The 17,970-nt window shown below is 42.5% G+C and carries 17 protein-coding genes and 2 other annotated features; of the genes, 3 read left to right on the plus strand and 14 right to left on the minus strand.

The genetic code is table 11. The features are described from left to right. Positions 1-64 precede the first annotated feature (64 nt). On the plus strand, positions 65-724 hold the full coding sequence (locus SPAR10_RS04960; protein WP_004251449.1) for a prepilin peptidase: 660 nt from the start codon (positions 65-67) through the stop codon (positions 722-724). Here SPAR10_RS04960 and trpA read toward each other — a convergent pair. The 12 genes from trpA to SPAR10_RS05020 all read right to left on the minus strand — a co-directional run bounded on the left by trpA (position 696) and on the right by SPAR10_RS05020 (position 14,451). Then, the gene (trpA, locus tag SPAR10_RS04965) at positions 696-1,478 is read right to left on the minus strand and encodes a tryptophan synthase subunit alpha (protein WP_004251450.1); all 783 of its coding nucleotides are present in this window, start codon (positions 1,476-1,478) and stop codon (positions 696-698) included. The genes SPAR10_RS04960 and trpA overlap by 29 nt on opposite strands. Beyond that, positions 1,471-2,694 (minus strand): tryptophan synthase subunit beta, encoded by a 1,224-nt coding sequence (gene trpB / locus SPAR10_RS04970; protein WP_004251451.1) that lies wholly within the window; start codon positions 2,692-2,694, stop codon positions 1,471-1,473. The genes trpA and trpB (SPAR10_RS04970) overlap by 8 nt, the downstream gene beginning before the upstream one ends. After that, the gene (locus SPAR10_RS04975; protein ID WP_004251453.1) at positions 2,672-3,271 is read right to left on the minus strand and encodes a phosphoribosylanthranilate isomerase; all 600 of its coding nucleotides are present in this window, start codon (positions 3,269-3,271) and stop codon (positions 2,672-2,674) included. The genes trpB (SPAR10_RS04970) and SPAR10_RS04975 overlap by 23 nt, the downstream gene beginning before the upstream one ends. Beyond that, a complete protein-coding gene (gene trpC, locus SPAR10_RS04980) occupies positions 3,258-4,025 on the minus strand; it encodes an indole-3-glycerol phosphate synthase TrpC (RefSeq protein WP_004251459.1) in 768 nt (255 codons plus the stop codon). The genes SPAR10_RS04975 and trpC overlap by 14 nt, the downstream gene beginning before the upstream one ends. Then, positions 4,022-5,026 (minus strand): anthranilate phosphoribosyltransferase, encoded by a 1,005-nt coding sequence (gene trpD, locus SPAR10_RS04985; protein ID WP_004251462.1) that lies wholly within the window; start codon positions 5,024-5,026, stop codon positions 4,022-4,024. The genes trpC and trpD overlap by 4 nt, the downstream gene beginning before the upstream one ends. A 10-nt stretch (positions 5,027-5,036) precedes the next feature. Next, the gene (locus SPAR10_RS04990; protein ID WP_004251465.1) at positions 5,037-5,603 is read right to left on the minus strand and encodes an aminodeoxychorismate/anthranilate synthase component II; all 567 of its coding nucleotides are present in this window, start codon (positions 5,601-5,603) and stop codon (positions 5,037-5,039) included. After that, complete coding sequence (trpE, locus tag SPAR10_RS04995) at positions 5,600-6,961, minus strand: anthranilate synthase component I (RefSeq protein WP_004251466.1); 1,362 nt, start codon at positions 6,959-6,961, stop codon at positions 5,600-5,602. The genes SPAR10_RS04990 and trpE overlap by 4 nt, the downstream gene beginning before the upstream one ends. 71 nt (positions 6,962-7,032) lie before the next feature. Beyond that, positions 7,033-7,259: a binding site (T-box leader), on the minus strand. Continuing rightward, a complete protein-coding gene (gene trpB / locus SPAR10_RS05000; protein ID WP_004251478.1) occupies positions 7,256-8,434 on the minus strand; it encodes a tryptophan synthase subunit beta in 1,179 nt (392 codons plus the stop codon). (Overlaps the previous feature by 4 nt.) A 185-nt stretch (positions 8,435-8,619) precedes the next feature. Next, positions 8,620-8,851, minus strand: a binding site (T-box leader). A 60-nt stretch (positions 8,852-8,911) separates the two neighbouring features. After that, positions 8,912-10,138 carry a DegT/DnrJ/EryC1/StrS family aminotransferase gene (locus tag SPAR10_RS05005; RefSeq protein WP_004251488.1) on the minus strand — a complete coding sequence of 409 codons (1,227 nt, stop codon included), beginning with the start codon at positions 10,136-10,138 and terminating at the stop codon, positions 8,912-8,914. Positions 10,139-10,177: 39 nt separating this feature from the next. Continuing rightward, the gene (locus SPAR10_RS05010; protein ID WP_004251491.1) at positions 10,178-10,870 is read right to left on the minus strand and encodes a sugar transferase; all 693 of its coding nucleotides are present in this window, start codon (positions 10,868-10,870) and stop codon (positions 10,178-10,180) included. Positions 10,871-10,973: 103 nt separating this feature from the next. Beyond that, a complete protein-coding gene (locus SPAR10_RS05015) occupies positions 10,974-12,716 on the minus strand; it encodes an ABC transporter ATP-binding protein (RefSeq protein ID WP_004251493.1) in 1,743 nt (580 codons plus the stop codon). Beyond that, entirely contained in the window at positions 12,706-14,451 is a 1,746-nt protein-coding gene (locus SPAR10_RS05020; protein ID WP_004251494.1) for an ABC transporter ATP-binding protein, read from the minus strand. Before SPAR10_RS05020 ends, SPAR10_RS05015 begins: the two co-directional genes overlap by 11 nt. Before the next feature lie 262 nt (positions 14,452-14,713). On the opposite strand from SPAR10_RS05020, the gene SPAR10_RS05025 reads away from it, so the two are divergent. Beyond that, positions 14,714-15,541, plus strand: a complete 828-nt coding sequence (locus SPAR10_RS05025) for an exodeoxyribonuclease III (RefSeq protein WP_004251496.1) — start codon at positions 14,714-14,716, stop codon at positions 15,539-15,541. Between the two features lie 11 nt (positions 15,542-15,552). Further along, entirely contained in the window at positions 15,553-15,939 is a 387-nt protein-coding gene (locus SPAR10_RS05030; protein ID WP_004251499.1) for a bleomycin resistance protein, read from the plus strand. Positions 15,940-16,001: 62 nt separating this feature from the next. Here the strand turns inward: SPAR10_RS05030 and SPAR10_RS05035 are convergent, their stop codons facing one another. Further along, complete coding sequence (locus tag SPAR10_RS05035; RefSeq protein ID WP_004251500.1) at positions 16,002-16,406, minus strand: PaaI family thioesterase; 405 nt, start codon at positions 16,404-16,406, stop codon at positions 16,002-16,004. 69 nt (positions 16,407-16,475) lie between these two features. Beyond that, the gene (locus tag SPAR10_RS05040; RefSeq protein ID WP_004251502.1) at positions 16,476-17,957 is read right to left on the minus strand and encodes a UDP-glucose--hexose-1-phosphate uridylyltransferase; all 1,482 of its coding nucleotides are present in this window, start codon (positions 17,955-17,957) and stop codon (positions 16,476-16,478) included. Positions 17,958-17,970 lie beyond the last annotated feature (13 nt).

Raw genomic sequence — 17,970 nt, forward strand, 5'->3', positions numbered from 1 at the left:
TCCTAAAATTTCTCCTTTATCCAACTATTATACTCTTTCTCTTATTTTTTCCGAATTAATAAGTATGATTCACCTTTACTTTTTTCTTGTTGGAGCTATTTTTGCTTCCTTTCTTGGATTGGTCATTGATCGTTTCCCTGAGCAATCCATTGTTTCCCCTGCTAGTCACTGTGATTCTTGTCAGACTCGCTTGAGACCACTGGATTTGATTCCAATTGTCTCTCAAGTAGTACATCGCTTTCGTTGTCGCTATTGCAAGTCAAGCTATCCCTTTTGGTATGCTCTCTTTGAGTTTGGATTGGGGCTTCTCTTTCTAGCTTTCTCCTGGGAATTTCTAACCTTAGGACAACTTATTCTGATAACTGCTGGCTTGACCTTAGGAATCTATGATTTCCAGCATCAAGAATATCCCTTGCTAGTCTGGCTGACCTTTCACCTAATTCTCATGGTTTGCTGTGGTTGGAATCTAGTCATGATTTTCTTTCTTATTCTGGGAATTTTAGCTCACTTTATCGATATCCGCATGGGTGCAGGGGATTTTCTCTTTCTAGCCTCTTGTGCACTTATTTTTAGCCTAACTGAAATGCTGATTTTAATTCAATTTTCTTCCACAACTGGCATTCTAGCCTTTCTCCTACTAAAGAAAAAGGAAAGACTACCTTTTGTACCTTTCCTCTTGCTTGCTGCTTGTATGATTATTTTTGGTAAGCTACTGCTTGTCTGATAAAGTCAGCGATTTCTGCTACTTGTCCTTCATGTAAAGCCTTAACAATCTTGGAACCGACGATAACGCCGTCCGATACCTCATTGAAACGTTCTACATCAGCCTGTGTGGATACACCAAAACCTGTCAATACTGGAATGTTGGCTACTTGATGCAGTTGAGCCAAGTGCTTGTCCAAGTCATCTCGGTAATTACCTGCTTTCCCTGTCACCCCGTTAATGGCAACAGCATAAACAAAACCTTCTGCCCCTTCAATGAGTTCCTTTTGACGCTCCATTCCTGTCGTCAAGCTGACAAGTGGAATCAAAGCAATGTCTGTACCTGCCAAAAAGGGCTCTACAAAGTTAGCGTGCTCATGAGGCAGGTCTGGAATAATCAATCCCTTAACCGCTGTATCAGAAAGGTCTTTGACAAATTTCTCCACACCGTACTGAAAGAGGGGGTTAAAGTAGGTCATGATAACAAGTGGAACTTCTGTTTCAATGGTTTTCAAGGTTTCAACCAAAGCCTGGGTAGAGGTTCCGCGAGCTAGACTGCGCAAGCCTGCTTCTTCGATAACTGGACCGTCTGCAACAGGGTCTGAGAAAGGAACTCCCACTTCAATAGCAGACACACCCAAATCTTCTAAAAAGTGAATTGTTTCAGCAAGACCATCCAAACCTTTTTCATGGTCTCCAGCCATGATATAGGGAACGAAAATTCCTTTTCCAGTCGCTTTTATAGCGTTCAATTTTTCTGTTAGTGCCTTAGACATGAGCTTCTCCCTTCTTTGCTGCGTCTGCTTCCAAGCGGTCTTTAACTTGAACTACATCCTTGTCCCCACGACCTGATAGGCAGACAATCATAGACTTGTCTGGGCCAAGTTCTTTGGCCAATTTCACCGCAAAGGCGATGGCATGGCTAGATTCCAAAGCTGGGATAATTCCTTCCACACGAGACAAAAGTTGAAATCCTTCCAAGGCTTCCTCATCTGTCACTGGCACATAAGTCGCACGCTTGATATCGTGGTAATGGGAATGCTCTGGACCGATACCTGGATAGTCCAAACCTGCTGAAATTGAGAAAGCTTCTAAGATTTGACCATGAGCATCTTGGAGCACATCCATAAGCGAACCGTGAAGAACACCTGGACGACCCTTGGTCAAGGTAGCTGCGTGATGCTCTGTATCCACACCTAGTCCTGCTGCTTCAGCTCCATACATAGCCACTGACTCATCTTCCACAAATGGATGGAAGAGCCCGATGGCATTAGAGCCACCACCAACACAGGCTACTAGAGCATCTGGTAAATTTTCACCTGTCAAATCACGGTACTGTTGCTTGGCTTCTCGTCCGATAACACTTTGGAAATCACGAACAATTTCTGGGAAAGGATGGGGCCCCAAGGCAGAACCAAGGATATAGTGGGTATCATCGATATTTGCCACCCAAGAACGAAGGGCTGCATTGACTGCATCCTTGAGCACTCGCGAACCATCTGTCACTGCCTCTACCTTAGCTCCTAAAAGCTCCATGCGGAAAACATTGAGGGCTTGGCGTTTGACATCTTCCTCGCCCATGTAGATGGTACATTCCATGTTGAAGAGAGCTGCAGCTGTTGCAGTTGCCACACCGTGTTGACCAGCACCTGTCTCAGCGATAATTTTCTTCTTACCCATGCGTTTAGCCAGTAAAACTTGTCCTAAGGCATTGTTAATCTTGTGGGCACCTGTATGGTTGAGGTCTTCACGTTTAAGATAAATCTTGGCTCCGCCGATATGCTGGGTCAAGTTTTTTGCGTAGTAAAGAGGAGTTTCACGACCTACATATTGGCGCAAAAGTTGGTTTAACTCCTCTTGGAAACTTGGATCTGCCTGACTTTCACGATAAGCCTCTTCTAATTCCAATACTGCTGTCATCAATGTTTCTGGGACAAAACGTCCACCGAATTTCCCGTAAAATCCATCTTTATTTGGTTCTTGATATGCCATTCTTTACCCTCTCTATAAATCTTCTAATCTTTTCATGATCTTTTTGTCCATCTGTCTCCACTCCGCTTGATACATCTACTGCATAGGGAGTAAAGTGTTGAATAGCTTCTTCTACATTGTCTTCATTAAGCCCACCTGCGATAAAGAAAGGCTGAGCTAGTCCAGTCGTATCCAGTTGGCCCCAGTCAAAGGTCTGACCACTCCCTGCTACAGGGGCATCAAAGAGTAGATAGTTTGCCCGAGAATTGGGGACATGACCATCTCCATCCACCTGCACCGCCTGAATGCTGGCACAAGGCAAATCCTCAAACAAATCATCCGCCACCTGACCGTGAACTTGAATCAAGTCCAAGCCAACCTTTTCAATCGCTACCAGCAGTTCTGCTCGACTTGGTGAAACGAATACACCAACCTTTTTAATACCTACAGGAATGAGCTCAGCTAACTCAGCAGCCTGATCCAAGGTCACCTGTCTTTTGCTAGGTGCAAAGACAAAACCGATATAGTCTGCTCCAGCTGACACAGCTGTTTTTACGGCTTCTTTGGTCGATAGTCCACAAATCTTAACTTTTGTCAATTTGCAACTCCCTGATTCTCTGGGCTACATCTTCAGCTTGCATGAGAGCTGTTCCCACCAAAATTCCGTTAAAGTATGGTGCTACTCGTTTTGCATCCTCCTCTGCAAAAATAGCAGATTCGGAAATATAGAAGCAATCATCCTTGAAGTGTTTGGCCAAGTCTACACTAGTCTGCAAGTCGACTTCAAAGGTTGTTAAATTGCGATTGTTGACACCAATAATTTGAGCTCCAAGTCTATGAGCCACTTCCAGTTCAACAAGATTATGAGTTTCCACCAAAACTTCTAGACTCAGTTCTGTCGCGTAGTCATACAGTTCCTTGAGGCGTTCTTCTGATAAGGCCGCTACGATGAGTAAGATAACTGTCGCACCTGCATTGCGAGCACGGATGATTTGCTTTTCATCGATGATAAAGTCCTTGTTGAGCGTCGGAATCTCTACCTGACTAGAAATTTCCCGCAAATAATCCAAATGCCCTTTAAAGAAAACCTCATCTGTCAGAACAGAAATCATAACCGCGCCGTTAGCCTCGTAAGTCTGGGCCTGTTGTACGATATCCACATCGAGATTGATATCACCTAGACTTGGGCTTGCCTTTTTGACCTCAGCAATGATTTGCAAACGGTCTTGGTGATTCTTCAAAAATTCTGCCAAACGATAGGTCTGACGCAAGGATTGAAGCTCCTCTCGCTCCATCTTTTCAACTTCACGCGCCTTTTGCTCTAGGATACGTGATAAAAATTCCTGACTCATCTTTGATACTCCTGTAATAGTCTGAGTTTTTCAAGGGCCTTACCACTGGCAATCACTTGACGTGCCAATTCAACTCCGTCCTTGATACTGTCTGCTTTACCATTGGCGTAGAATCCGAGACCTGCATTTAAGACTGTTGTTTCCAAGAATGGACTTGGTTCGTTATTAAGAACACTGACAAGAATGGCTGCATTCTCATGAGCATTTCCTCCACGAATGTCTTCAATAGCAATGCGTTCCATTCCCAAATCTTCTGGAGTAAAGGTTGATAAAGTAATTTCACCATTTTCAAGAAGGGCAATGCTGGTAGTTCCATTCAAACCAGCTTCATCCAACCCTTCTGGACCAGCTACTACAATGGCACGTTTGCGACCCATGTTTTTCAAAACCTGAGCAGTACTTTCCAGAAGCTCTGGACGACTAATTCCTAGAAGCTGTGTTTCCAAAACCATTGGATGGATGAGCGGTCCTGTCAAATTCATGATGGTTGGAATTCCCAACTCCAAACGAGCTGGCATGATGTATTTCATGGCTGGGTGCATGTTTTTGGCAAAGAGAAAGACGATTCCTGTTTGGTCAAATACCTTACCCAATTGTGATGGTTTGAGATCAATATTGATTCCCAAAGCTTGCAAGACATCTGCTGACCCAGATTTAGAAGAGATAGAACGATTGCCATGTTTGGCCATGTTAATACCACCACCTGCCAAGACAAAGGCTGCAGTTGTTGAGATGTTAAAGCTAAATGACTTATCTCCACCTGTACCACAGTTATCCATAGCATCTTGAATGTTTGTTGGAATGTGTTGAGCATGTCCTCTCATGACTTGAGCGAGGGCTGTTCTTTCTTCAGGTGTTTCTCCCTTCATCTTAAGGGCTAACAGTAGTGAAGCGATTTGCGCTTCTGTCACACGCCCTGTCACGATGCGTTCAATCACATCTGTCATTTCAACACTTGATAGATCTTCAAAGTTGGCTAATTTTTCAATAATTTCTTTCATTTTGTGTTCCTCACTTTACAACTTTCTCGATAAAATTCTGAATAGAAGATAGGCCATCTGGCGTTCCAATACTTTCTGGATGATACTGCAAGCCATAAATCGGAAGAGTTTTGTGTTGAATCCCCATAATAGCTTGGTCATCTGTCGAACGAGCTGTCACTTCAAACTCTTCTGGCATCTCTTCGATTAAAATACTGTGGTAACGCATCACTGGACGACCATCCTCAATACCTTGATAGAGAACTGATGGAGTCTCAAATCGAATTTGACTTTGTTTCCCGTGCATAACTTTAGGAGCCAAACCCAACTTACCACCAAAGACTTCTGCGATGGCTTGGTGTCCCAAACAAATCCCTAGAATAGGTTTCTTACCTGCAAAATCACGAATCATTTCTTCCATTTTCCCAGCATCATCTGGCCAACCTGGACCAGGAGAAAAGACCAGTCCATCTGCCTTTTCAGCATGTTCATAAAGATGTGGATCATCATTTCTCAAAACCTGAACTTCTGCGAAATTCCCGATATATTGAGCTAGGTTATAGGTAAATGAATCATAATTATCAATCAATAAAATCATGGTCTTAGTTCTCCCATTCTTGTCATAGATTTAGCTTTGTTAATCGTTTCTTGGTATTCGTTCTGGGCGATGGAATCATAAACAATTCCTGCACCAGCCTGTACATAGGCTCTTTTATTTTTAAGAATCATGGTTCGAATTGCAATAGCAAAATCCATGTCTCCAGTTGCTGATAAGTAACCGATAGCTCCTGCATAGACACCTCGCTTCTCTGTTTCTAGTTCATAGATGCGTTTCATGGCCCGAATCTTTGGTGCTCCCGATACTGTTCCTGCCGGAAGTGTCGCCTTCAAGGCATCCATGGCAGTCAGTTCTGGTAATAAATGTCCCTTAACCACGCTGGTCAAATGCATGACATAGCGGAAAAGTTCCACTTCCATATACTTGGTTACTTGGACACTTGCTGTTTCAGCAATTCTACCGATATCATTTCGTCCCAAGTCCACCAACATTCGGTGTTCTGCCGTTTCCTTTTCATCAGAAAGTAGATCACTTGCAAGTGCTGCATCTTCCTCGTCATTGGCACCTCTAGGTCGCGTACCTGCAATTGGATTGGTTGTCACGATACCATTCTTGACGGAAACCAAGCTCTCTGGACTGGCACCGATAATTTGATAATTTCCAAAATCATAAAAGTAAAGATAATTTGATGGATTGGTCACTCGGAGATTTCTGTAGAAGTCAAAAGGATTTCCAGTTACCTCTGCGGAGAAGCGCTGACTGAGCACACATTGGAACATATCTCCGTTGCGAATCAAGTCGCGAGCTGTTTCTACCATTTCTTCAAATTTCTGAGGTGCAATGTGTGGTCTAAACTGAAGTGAAGAAACGTCCAAATCTTCAAATTCATTTGGAGCAGGGATTTTCAACTCTTCTAAAACCTGATCTAAAGCCACTTCTAGTTCTTCATTACTACGTTCACTATAGAGAGCATCCTCTATGATATGAATTTTTTCTTTCTTATGGTCAAAAACTATATAACTCTCATAAACGAAGAAATGCATATCTGGTGTCCCAATCGTATCCTCAGGGAGCTGGCCAATTTCTTCATAGAGAGAAATCATATCGTAGCCAACAAAGCCAATAGCTCCACCACCAAAAGGTAGGTCTGAATGGTGCTGACTCTTATGAGTCACCTCATAAAGGAAATCCAAGGGATCCCGATCAATCACTTGGCCATTTTGATAAAGGACTCCATTTTCGAACTTAATTTCAAAAACTGGATTATAGGCCAAGATAGAAAAACGAGCATTTTCCTTTTCTCTTGGGATACTTTCAAGTATGACCTTGTGTTGTCCGTTCAAACGCATATAAGCCAAGATTGGTGATAAAACATCTCCATGAATGATTCCTTCCATTGTAATTTCCCTTTCAGTTCTTCTTAAATCCCGTGTTGATTCTACAAAAAATCCCCACGCAAAATAACTTGCGTGAGGACGAAATTCGCGGTGCCACCTCAATTATAGGATTTCTCCTATCTCTCATTCCTGTCTCAGATAGCTCCTGTAACAGGCTGTGCGATAAAGGGCACTCCCTTGAGAATTATGTTTTCTTCTCTCATTTTCAGATAGACCCAATCTTACAGTTTTCTCTGCTTGTTTTCAGCAACCACAAGCTCTCTGTGAGAGAAATCTCTGTATCTTTTCCATCTTTTATTTTTTAGCTTCAAGGTAGTCTGCAATGGCAGCTACGTCCTTGTCTCCACGACCAGAGACATTGATGATGATAATCTCATCTTTACTTAGTTTTGGTGCGCGTTTGACTGCTTCAGCGATAGCATGTGAGCTTTCAATTGCAGGGATGATTCCTTCTGTTTTGCTTAATAAAAGCAAGGCTTGGACAGCTTCTTCGTCGGTCGCTGCTACATATTCTACTCGACCAGAGTCTTTAAAGAAGGCATGTTCTGGACCAACCCCTGGATAGTCCAAACCTGCTGAGATAGAGTAAACTGGCGCGAGCTCTCCATCTTCCTTAAAGACTGCATAGGTCTTCATTCCATCGACAATTCCGACACTACCCTTAGTCATAGTTGCCGCGTGTTTATCGGTATCTAAACCGTGACCAGCAGCTTCTACCCCAACCAATTTTACTTCTTCATCAGCTACATACTGTGAAAAAGCTCCGATAGCATTGGAACCACCGCCCACACAGGCAATGACGTAGTCTGGTAGACGTCCTTCTTTTTCCAAGATTTGACGACGTGATTCTTCACTGATGACTTTTTGGAATTCATGAACAATAGTTGGATAAGGGTGAGGACCTACAGCAGAACCTAAAACGTAGAAAGCTTCAAGGTCATTCATCCATGCTCCAAAGGCTGCATCGACCGCATCCTTCAGAGTACGTGTTCCTGTTTCAACTGCATGAACAGTTGCTCCCATCATCTCCATACGGAAGACATTGAGACGTTGACGCTCCACATCTTCTGCTCCCATATAGACATCACATGCCATACCAAATTTGGCCGCAGCTGCAGCTGTCGCAACACCGTGCTGGCCAGCTCCTGTCTCAGCAATGACACGCTTTTTACCCATGCGTTTTGCTAGAAGGATTTGTCCCAAAACATTGTTCAGTTTGTGAGAACCCAAGTGGTTAAGGTCTTCACGCTTGAGATAAATCTTAGCTCCGCCTAGGTGCTCTGTCAAACTTTCTGCAAAATAGAGCGGTGTTTCGCGACCTGAATAATCCTTCAAGTAATGACGAAACTCAGCTAAAAACTCTGGATCATCCTTGTATTTTTCAAAAGTCACTTCTAATTCATCTAGTAAAACCTGAATTGGTTCTGGTACAAAACTACCACCAAATTGTCCAAAATATCCTTTAGTTGTCATAAATTTTTCCTCCTTCTGTATGAATCCGGCTTTTTGTTTGCTTTTGGTAGTGAAATGGTCTGGGGGACCATTTCAGCCTTTACTTAAAGAACAAGTAAAACTTGAATATTACTCTAAGTTCATGCCCTAATAAAAGATATACAAAATGACGGATAGAAAAAGCCCACACACGGAATATATTTCCATGTGAGGGCGTTCGTAACGCGGTACCACCTCAATTGTAAAGAGAATATCCCCTTTACATCTCTGCCTTGTCTAACAACAAGTTGCACTGTAAGGTGTGCCTACCGAATTTTCATTGTTTCAAATTCATTTTTTCAAATCAGCCCAATTTCACTACTTTCAACCACCTGTTCACAGTAACCACAGGCTCCCTGAAGATCAAAAATAACTACTTTTCTGATTTGTTGAGTTAATTATATGTTATTGTTTTTTCTTTGTCAATCGTTTTCATTCATTTTTTACTAATTTTTTTAATTATTTTTGTGAAGCACCTAGAATTTCTTCAGAAACTCTGACAAAAGTCTCAATGATATAATCTACTTCTTCGTCCGTTAATTTCGTGTGAAGTGGTAGTGTAATCTCGTTTACAAAGAAGGCATAAGCTCGCGGATAATCTGCCATATCAAAGCCAAGATTCTTATAGGCTGTCAAAAGCGGAAGCGGTTTGTAATGAACATTACTTGCAATTCCTGCCTTGGCCAATTCTTGAATGATTTGATTACGTTGTTCGAGACTAGCACCTTCTACATGGGTGATGTAAAGGTGACGACAAGATTCAACAGTATCTGTCTCATGAGCCAATGGATGGATAGGAGTCCCTGCAAATCCACGGTCATAGCGATCCACGATGTCCTTACGACGTTGTAATAAAGCAGGATAACGATCTAGCTGAACTAGACCAAGTGAAGCCATGATATCTGTCATGTTGCACTTGTAGGCTGGTGTTACGATATCGTATTCCCATGAACCCAGTTGCATCTTGGCAAGAGCATCTTTTGTTTGACCATGAAGGGAAAGGATTTGGAATTCCTTGTACATTTCTTCATCGTCAATCGCTGGATTGGCTTTCCAAGTGGCACTTCCTCCTTCTGCAGTTGTAAAATTCTTAACTGCGTGGAAAGAGAATGAAGTAAAGTCAGCAATTGAACCGGCTGGTTGTCCCTTATAGGTTGAACCTAAAGCATGGGCACTATCAGAGACAATCACAATACGGTTAAAAGCCTTCTGCCACTTGCTAGCAGCTGTAAAGAGGTCGCGTTTCTTTTCTACAACTTGGAACAAACGGTCATAGTCACAGATAATCCCTGCTAGTTCTACCGGGATGATGACTTTAGTCTTCTCAGTAATAGCTTGCTCAAGCTTATCATAGTCCATTTCAAAGGTATCATCTTGGATATCAACCATCACTGGTGTCGCACCTACGTGAGTGATGACGCTACATGATGCTGTATAAGTCATAGCTGGAACGATGACTTCGTCACCAGGCCCTACTTCAAGTACGCGCAAGATCAATTCAAGAGCTGCTGTTGCAGAGTTGAGGCAGACTGTCTTAGGCGTTTGAGTATAGACGGACAGACGACGCTCTAGTTCTTTTGTCTTTGGACCTGTTGTGATCCAACCAGAACGAAGGGTATCGGCTACTTCAGCAATTTCAGCTTCGGTAATATCGGGTGGTGAAAATGGAATATTATACTTTGTCATTGATTTACTCCTTTTACTGTATTCACTCTTATGACTACTTTATTTTAAAACTTCAACTACGGTCTGGAACATGATTTTGATATCTCCGAAGAAATTAAAATCACGTAGGTAGGCTAGGTTAAAGTGCATTTTCTCTGGAAGGACTCTTTCCACATAAGCCTGGTCAACCGTCATACCTTTTGCAGTCATTTGACTGATGATGGCATCCTCATCCTTATAGTTAATGCTGGCAAGGGATGTAATCCCCGCTGGCAAAAGCAAGGTAGCCATCATTTCAGGGCTATACTGCTCTGTGTAGCGTGGTACTTCTGGGCGTGTTCCTACAAAAGACATCTCTCCTTTGAGGACATTGACCAATTGCGGCAATTCATCCAAACGAACACGTCGAATGAAATTTCCAACTTTTGTGATACGACTGTCATTTGCAGAAGTTACTAGACTTCCTTTTTTATCAGCATCCGTCACCATGGTCCGGAATTTCCAAATCTTGAAATGACGGTTGTACTGGGTTACCCGCACTTGCTTGTAAATAACTGGACCCTTGCTATCTAGCTTGATCCAGATGCTTAGAATCAGAAATAAGGGGGAGGTCAAGATTAACAAGACTACGGCTAGAAACAAATCTAGACAACGCTTGAAAATCAGTGAGCCTTTTCTTCTAGACACAAGCTGGTAGTATGGTTTTACCTCGCTCAATTGCATTTCTTGAGGTAGTTCATCCCATTTCAGCATGCACATTCTCCTCTGTTTTTATATAATCTTTATTAACATTCTACATTATACCACAAAATGAAAGAGGCAGTGCAAGAAATCTATGTTTTAAAGGAATTCTTCCTTAGGAAAGAGCACCTGCTTGCAAACTATACATCTTGTGATAGGTTCCACCCAATGCTAGGAGTTCCTCGTGGGTCCCACTTTCAATGATACGTCCCTTATCAAGAACATAGATACAATTAGCATCTTGAATGGTAGAAAGGCGATGGGCGATGGCAATGGTTGTCCGACCTTGTCTCATCTTAGCTAGGGAATTTTGGACCAGAGCTTCTGTTTCAGAGTCGATATTGGCTGTTGCTTCATCCAAAATCAGGATTTTAGGTTGACTGGCAACAGTTCTAGCAAAGGCAAGAAGCTGACGTTGACCGGTTGAAAAACTCGAACCACGCTCAGATACAGGAGCATCATAACCTAAAGGAAGATCTTGAATGAAGGAATCTGCATCGACAAATTCTGCTGCAGCCTTGACTTGGTCATCGCTGATATCTTGGTACATGGCGATATTGGACTTAATGGTCCCATGATAGAGGAAGGGGTCCTGTAGAACCAAACCGATGTTTTTTCTCAGCTCCTCTTGACTATACTCTCGAATATCCACACCATCTAGTAGAACCCGTCCTGACTGAAATTCGTAAAAACGCATGAGGACATTGATGATAGAAGATTTTCCCGATCCTGTATGTCCGACAAAGGCAATGGTTTCACCTTTATTGACGGTAAAGGAAATATCATCGAGAATTTGGTGTTTTCCATCATAAGAGAAGGACACGTGTTCAAAGCGGAGATTCCCTTCTCTAATCTCGGCTTGTCCATTTTCTTGGACCGGTTCATAGTTGGTCTCATCGATCAGTGCAAAGACACGACCTGCTGACACCATGGATGTCTGAAGAGTAGAAAAGTTTTGCGTTACCTCGATGAGCGGATCAAAGAGGCGGTTGATGTACTGGATAAAGGCATACATAGTTCCTGCCGTTATTCCTAGATAAAGTCCACGATAGCCAAAGTAAGCCATCAAAACCGCATATCCCAACAGCTTCAACAAACTCATAACTGGACGTAAAAAGAGAGAATCCAAGGCTACTGAACGGTTAGCGTAGACTAAGTGTTCCTGGTTTATCTCATCAAACTCTTCTTGCAGGCGTTTTTCTTGGTTAAAGGCTTGAATAATACGAATTCCTTCTATATTTTCTGCCAGCTTACTGTTAATATCTGACAGTAGACTTCTGGTTTTTTCAATGACCTTGACCGATTTTTTACGGTAGAGATTAACCAAAAGGAAAATCAAAGGCAGAAAGAGCAAGACTAAAGCAGTCAGACGATAGTCCAAAACTAACATGGTATAAAGGGTCGTCACGAATATAAAGACTGCCGAGATAAAGCTAGATAAGATTCCCGAAAACATATCACTGATAGTCTCGGTGTCATTTGTCAAACGAGAGACAATAGAACCTGCAGGCGTTTTATCAAAGTAAGACATGCCTAGCTTCTCCATATTGGCAAAGGCATCACGTCGAATATCTCTAACGATACTGTAGGACACGCGCGCAAAAAGGAGATTCCCCACATATTGGACAATGGTTTGAAGAATGTAGAGACCATAGTAAACTAGCAAAACTGTAACAGCAAGCTGATTAAGGTTGTTTAGATACTGGTCGATAAAGTGAGAAGCTACCAGGGGGATAATACTCTTAACAACAGTTGTCGCAAGGAGAAAAGCTAAGGCTAAAAAGGTGAGGAGCCCATAAGGCTTAAGATAAGACAACAAACGCTTTAATACAGCCCATTGTTCTTGTTTATTCCGCATCTTCTTCTCCTTTCATTTCTAACTGTTGAGACTGGTAGGTTTGGGCATACCAACCATCCAAGGCTAGTAAGTCCTCATGAGTCCCACGTTCGATAATCTGTCCATTTTGCATAACCAAGATCAAATCAGCATGAACAACTGCACTGAGACGATGGGCAGTGATGATAGTCGTTTTATCTTTGCGAGTTTCCTTGAGATTATCGATGATCGCGAACTCTGTCTTAGCATCCACAGCTGACAAGGAATCATCTAAAATCAAGATATCAGGATTTAAAATCATAGCCCGACTCATAGCCAGACGTTGCTTTTGTCCACCAGATAGACTGACACCTTTTTCCCCGATAACTGTATCAAATCCCTCAGGCATGGCTTGAATGTCTTGATAGACTTGAGCCAACTGAGTCGCTTCTTCTACTGCAGAGAAAGGTAGGTCGGGATTTCCAAAACAAATATTCTCTAAGATGGAACTAGCAAAGAGAAATTGGTCCTGTGGGACGTATCCCATCAAACTACGTAAGTCAGCTAGTCGATAGTCACGAATATCATGACCATTTAGATAAATAGCTCCTTGGTCAACATCATACTCACGTAGGAGCAATTTAATCAAAGCAGTTTTCCCTGAACCAGTTTGCCCAACCAAACCCAAGGTTTGCCCTTTTTCGAGACTAAAATGTATATCTCTCAGCGTCTCTTCGTCTTCAAAGGCAAAACGATCAATGGCATAGTCCAAGCGCCCATTTTCAATCCCGTCAAGTGGAGATTCTGGATCTTTGACAGGTGATTCTTGAGACAAAAGACTCTCAATTCGTTGATAAGAAACCTTCCCTCTTTGAGTAATATTAAAGAGGAATCCAATAGCCATTAAGGGCCAGACCAACATATCCAAGTAAGAGATAAAGGTGACAAGATTACCAACGGTTACTTGTCCTGCTTGCACAATAAAAGCACCGACTAAGAGAGTTAAGGCATAGGAAGAACCAACAAAGAGTAGAACCATAGGGTCAAAGAGGCTATCATATTTCATGGTTTGCAGATTCTTTTGGAAGGTCAAATCATTGACTTCCTGGAAAGATGCCAACTCATCAGATTGATAACCAAAGGACTTGGTTACCTTGATACCTGATACAGATTCTTGAACCTTATTGTTGAGTTCAGAAAAGGCTGCTTGCGATTCTCCAAAAGCCTTATGGGTCTTTCTCCCCAGACGACTAGTCGCATAGGCCATAAATGGCAAAGGTAGAATGGCAACCAAGGTCATCTGCCAAGAAATGCTAAAGAGCATAGTCAGCAGAGTCACCAAGGCCGTGATAGAGGCATCCACCGCCGACATGACACCACCACCTGCTAGACGAGTCAGGGCATTGATATCATTGGTTGCGTGAGCCATCAGGTCCCCGGTTCGATAATTCTGATAAAAAGCGGGAGACATCTTTGTAAAGTGCTCAAATAGTCTTGAACGCATGATTTGTCCAAGTCGGTAGGAGGTCCCTAGGATATACATGCGCCAAACATAACGCAGGTAATACATACCGAAAGCTGCCAGCAGGAGATAAAAGAGATGAAGCAGGAGCTCATCTTGTGTTAATCGTCCCGAAGTGATGGCATCGATCACGCGCCCCATGATCATAGGTGGGATAAGGTTTAGTACAGAAACCAAAACCAAAGCTACAATTCCAACTAGGTAACGGCGTTTTTCTAATTTAAAAAACCACCAGAGTTTTTGGATGATGGACATAAAATTCCTTTCTAATGACAAATGGAAACCTGAGGCGACTGCCTCAGGTTTTTCCTATTCATAGGTGATGACACTAACTTAAACTTTGTCATATTCAGCGATAAAGATACTCAAAGGAGTAACATTTCATTTATTTTCAATCTTTTACATAAATCATTCTTTATTATATAGGAATGACCTGGATTTTTCAAACTATACGCTGGGGAATTGCTTCTTTTTCTGGTATAATATTGTCTATAATCTGAATGAAAAGGTAAACATTATGAAACTGATCTCATGGAATATTGATTCCCTAAACGCTGCACTCACGAGCGATTCTGCGCGTGCGAAATTATCACAAGACGTCCTCCAAACCTTGGTTGCTGAAAACGCTGATATCATCGCCATCCAAGAAACCAAGCTTTCAGCTACAGGGCCTACTAAAAAACATCTTGAGGTGTTAGAAGAACTCTTCCCTGGATATGAAAATACTTGGCGTTCCTCTCAAGAACCTGCTCGTAAAGGCTATGCTGGAACCATGTTCCTCTATAAGAAAGAACTGACTCCAACTATCAGTTTCCCAGAAATCGGTGCTCCTTCTACCATGGACTCTGAAGGTCGCATCATCACTTTAGAATTTGATACATTTTTCGTGACCCAAGTTTACACACCAAACGCTGGTGATGGACTCAAACGCTTGGAAGAACGTCAAGTCTGGGATGTCAAATATGCAGAGTACTTGGCTCAACTAGACAAGCAAAAACCTGTCCTAGCAACAGGAGACTACAATGTTGCCCACAAGGAAATTGACCTTGCCAACCCAGCCAGCAACCGTCGTTCACCAGGATTTACAGACGAAGAACGTGAAGGATTTACAAACCTTTTAGCCAAAGGATTTACAGATACCTTCCGCCATATACATGGCGATGTGCCAGAACGCTATACTTGGTGGGCACAACGTAGCAAAACTTCAAAAATCAACAATACAGGCTGGAGAATCGACTACTGGCTCACAAGTAACCGTGTAGCAGACAAGGTTACCAAGTCAGACATGATTGACTCAGGCGCACGCCAAGACCATACACCGATTGTCTTGGAGATTGATTTCTAAGGAGAAAACGAATGGACTATCAAGCTGTCATCCCTGAATTTGTCGTATCGGATATCGAGAAATCGCGTCACTTTTACTGCGACTTATTGGGATTCTCTGTCGAATACGAGCGTCCAGAGGAAAAATTTCTCTTCCTTTCGCTTGAAGACTGCCAACTTATGCTAGAAGAAGGCAACGCAGAAGAATTATCCCAACTGACTTATCCTTTCGGGCGTGGTGTCAATATTTCCTTTGGTATCAAGGATGTCCCTCAGCTCCACCAAAAACTGCTGGAAGCCAACTATCCCATCTATCGTCCTTTGACTAAAAGAGAATTTCGAGTTGGTGAACAATATATCTACCCTCATGAATTTGCAGTTCTAGACCCAGATGGCTATTTTTTAAGATTTAGTGAATAGAATAATAAATCATTAGAGTGGAAAAGTAATAAAAAAGAGTCATCTGCCTCTTTTTTTGTTTCCTATATCCTCACCTGTCTATCTTCAGATCGATGTCCTGTGACAAACATGGTGAAGGTTGCTTTGCAGACATTTCGGCCATCTTGGTTGATGATGTCAACATCGACGACACAAGTGGTACGTCCTTGGTGGACACATTCTCCTTTGATAGTGAGAACATCTCCTAGATTTCCGGCTTTCAGATAATTGATGGAAGACTGGAGTGTCACCCCGTCTAATCCTAGCGAAATCACCACAAGGCCACTAATTTGGTCACAAAGGGTAAATAGATAACCTCCATGGGCATTTCCATAGTAGTTGAGTGAGGAGTCCACTACTTTTGTCGTCACCACAACGTGGCCATCTCTCATTTTTTCAATTTCGTAATTTTCAAAGGCAGATATAGCGTCAAAGTGAAAATCTTTCATACGTTCCTCCTGATATTTCAAACGACACTATGATACTACTTTTCAAGACTCTACGCAAGAGACAAGTACTTATTCGGGCAAAATACCAACCAGCTCCACAAAGCGCATAAAGGCAGCTTGTCCTTCTTCTGTTTGCTTGTAAACTCCTGCATCTTCCAAAACTCGAGCAAAGATTTTTCCAACAGATTCTTGGACGATATTAAGAGCTTGGTCTTTGTCAGTCAATCCAGGATGGGATTCTTTCAACTCATTTGCCCATTCTTGGTGATAATCTGCTACTGAAACATCCTTTCCGACTAGGTAAGCTGCTACTTGCTCCACTTCTTCCTTCAAGCGTGGTGGCAAGATTGCCAAACCCATGACCTCTATCAAGCCGATATTTTCCTTCTTGATATGTTGGACATCCTTGTGGGGATGATAGATACCATCTGGATGCTCTGGAGATGTTTGGTTATCCCGTAAAACCAAGTCTAACTCAAACTGCCCATCTCGTTTACGGGCTATCGGTGTAATGGTATGGTGCGGTGTTCCATTGCTTTCCGCCAAGACCTGAACACTTGGATCAGAATACTGACGCCAAGCCAGCAAGATTTTATCCGCAAGGTTAGTCAGCTCGTCTTTTGAATCCGACGTCAATCGAATCACAGACATAGGCCACTGGACAATTCCTGCTTTGACAGTTTCAAAACCTGCAAAGGTAAAGCTTTTCTGAATAGGAGCCACTTCCATTGGGAAAACATGACGACCACCTTGGTAATGATCATGGGTCAGGATGGAACCACCCACGATTGGTAAGTCTGCATTCGAACCAGCAAAGTAGCCTGGAAACTGCTCCACAATCGCTAACAAACGTTCAAAGTTTTGACGACTAATGGCCATAGGACGATGCTTGCTATCTAGGAAAATACAGTGCTCATTAAAGTAAGCGTAAGGCGAATACTGGAAGCCCCACTCCTGCCCAGAAATATCAAAACGTATAATACGGTGATTGCTTCTAGCTGGATGATTGACACGACCATGGTAGCCTTCATTTTCCATACAGAGCTGACATTGAGGATAGTTACTCGACTTGACCAACTTAGCTGCCGCTATCTCTTTTGGATCCTTTTCAGGCTTAGAGAGATTGATGGTAATCTCAAGTTCACCGTAGTCAGATGGTACATGATAAGCAATATTCTTTGCGATAGCCTTCAGTTTGATGTAGTCATTCTTCTGACTGAGTTGGTAGAAATCTGAAATTGCCTGCTCTGGTGACTGGGCATAGGTATCCCAAAAGTCACGATTAACTTGACTTGGACAAGGGGTTACCAAGTCCATGAGGTCAGCACCGAGAATCTCACGCGCAGTCTGACTATCTTCAATTGTTTCCAATCGAACGGCTTCCTCGACAAGCTGATCTTTTAGTTCAATCAAGTTATCCTGGTCAGTCTCAATTTCAAGAACTCCATCTCCCACTAGTGCTAAAACACGATTGGTTAGATAGATCCGATCCAACTCTTCAAAACTACTTTCTGCAATGACTTTGGTCACAAAATTTTCTACTAAGGTCACTTAATAACCTCCT

Source organism: Streptococcus infantis SPAR10, from assembly GCF_000279535.1.
GTDB classification, from domain to species: domain Bacteria; phylum Bacillota; class Bacilli; order Lactobacillales; family Streptococcaceae; genus Streptococcus; species Streptococcus infantis_I.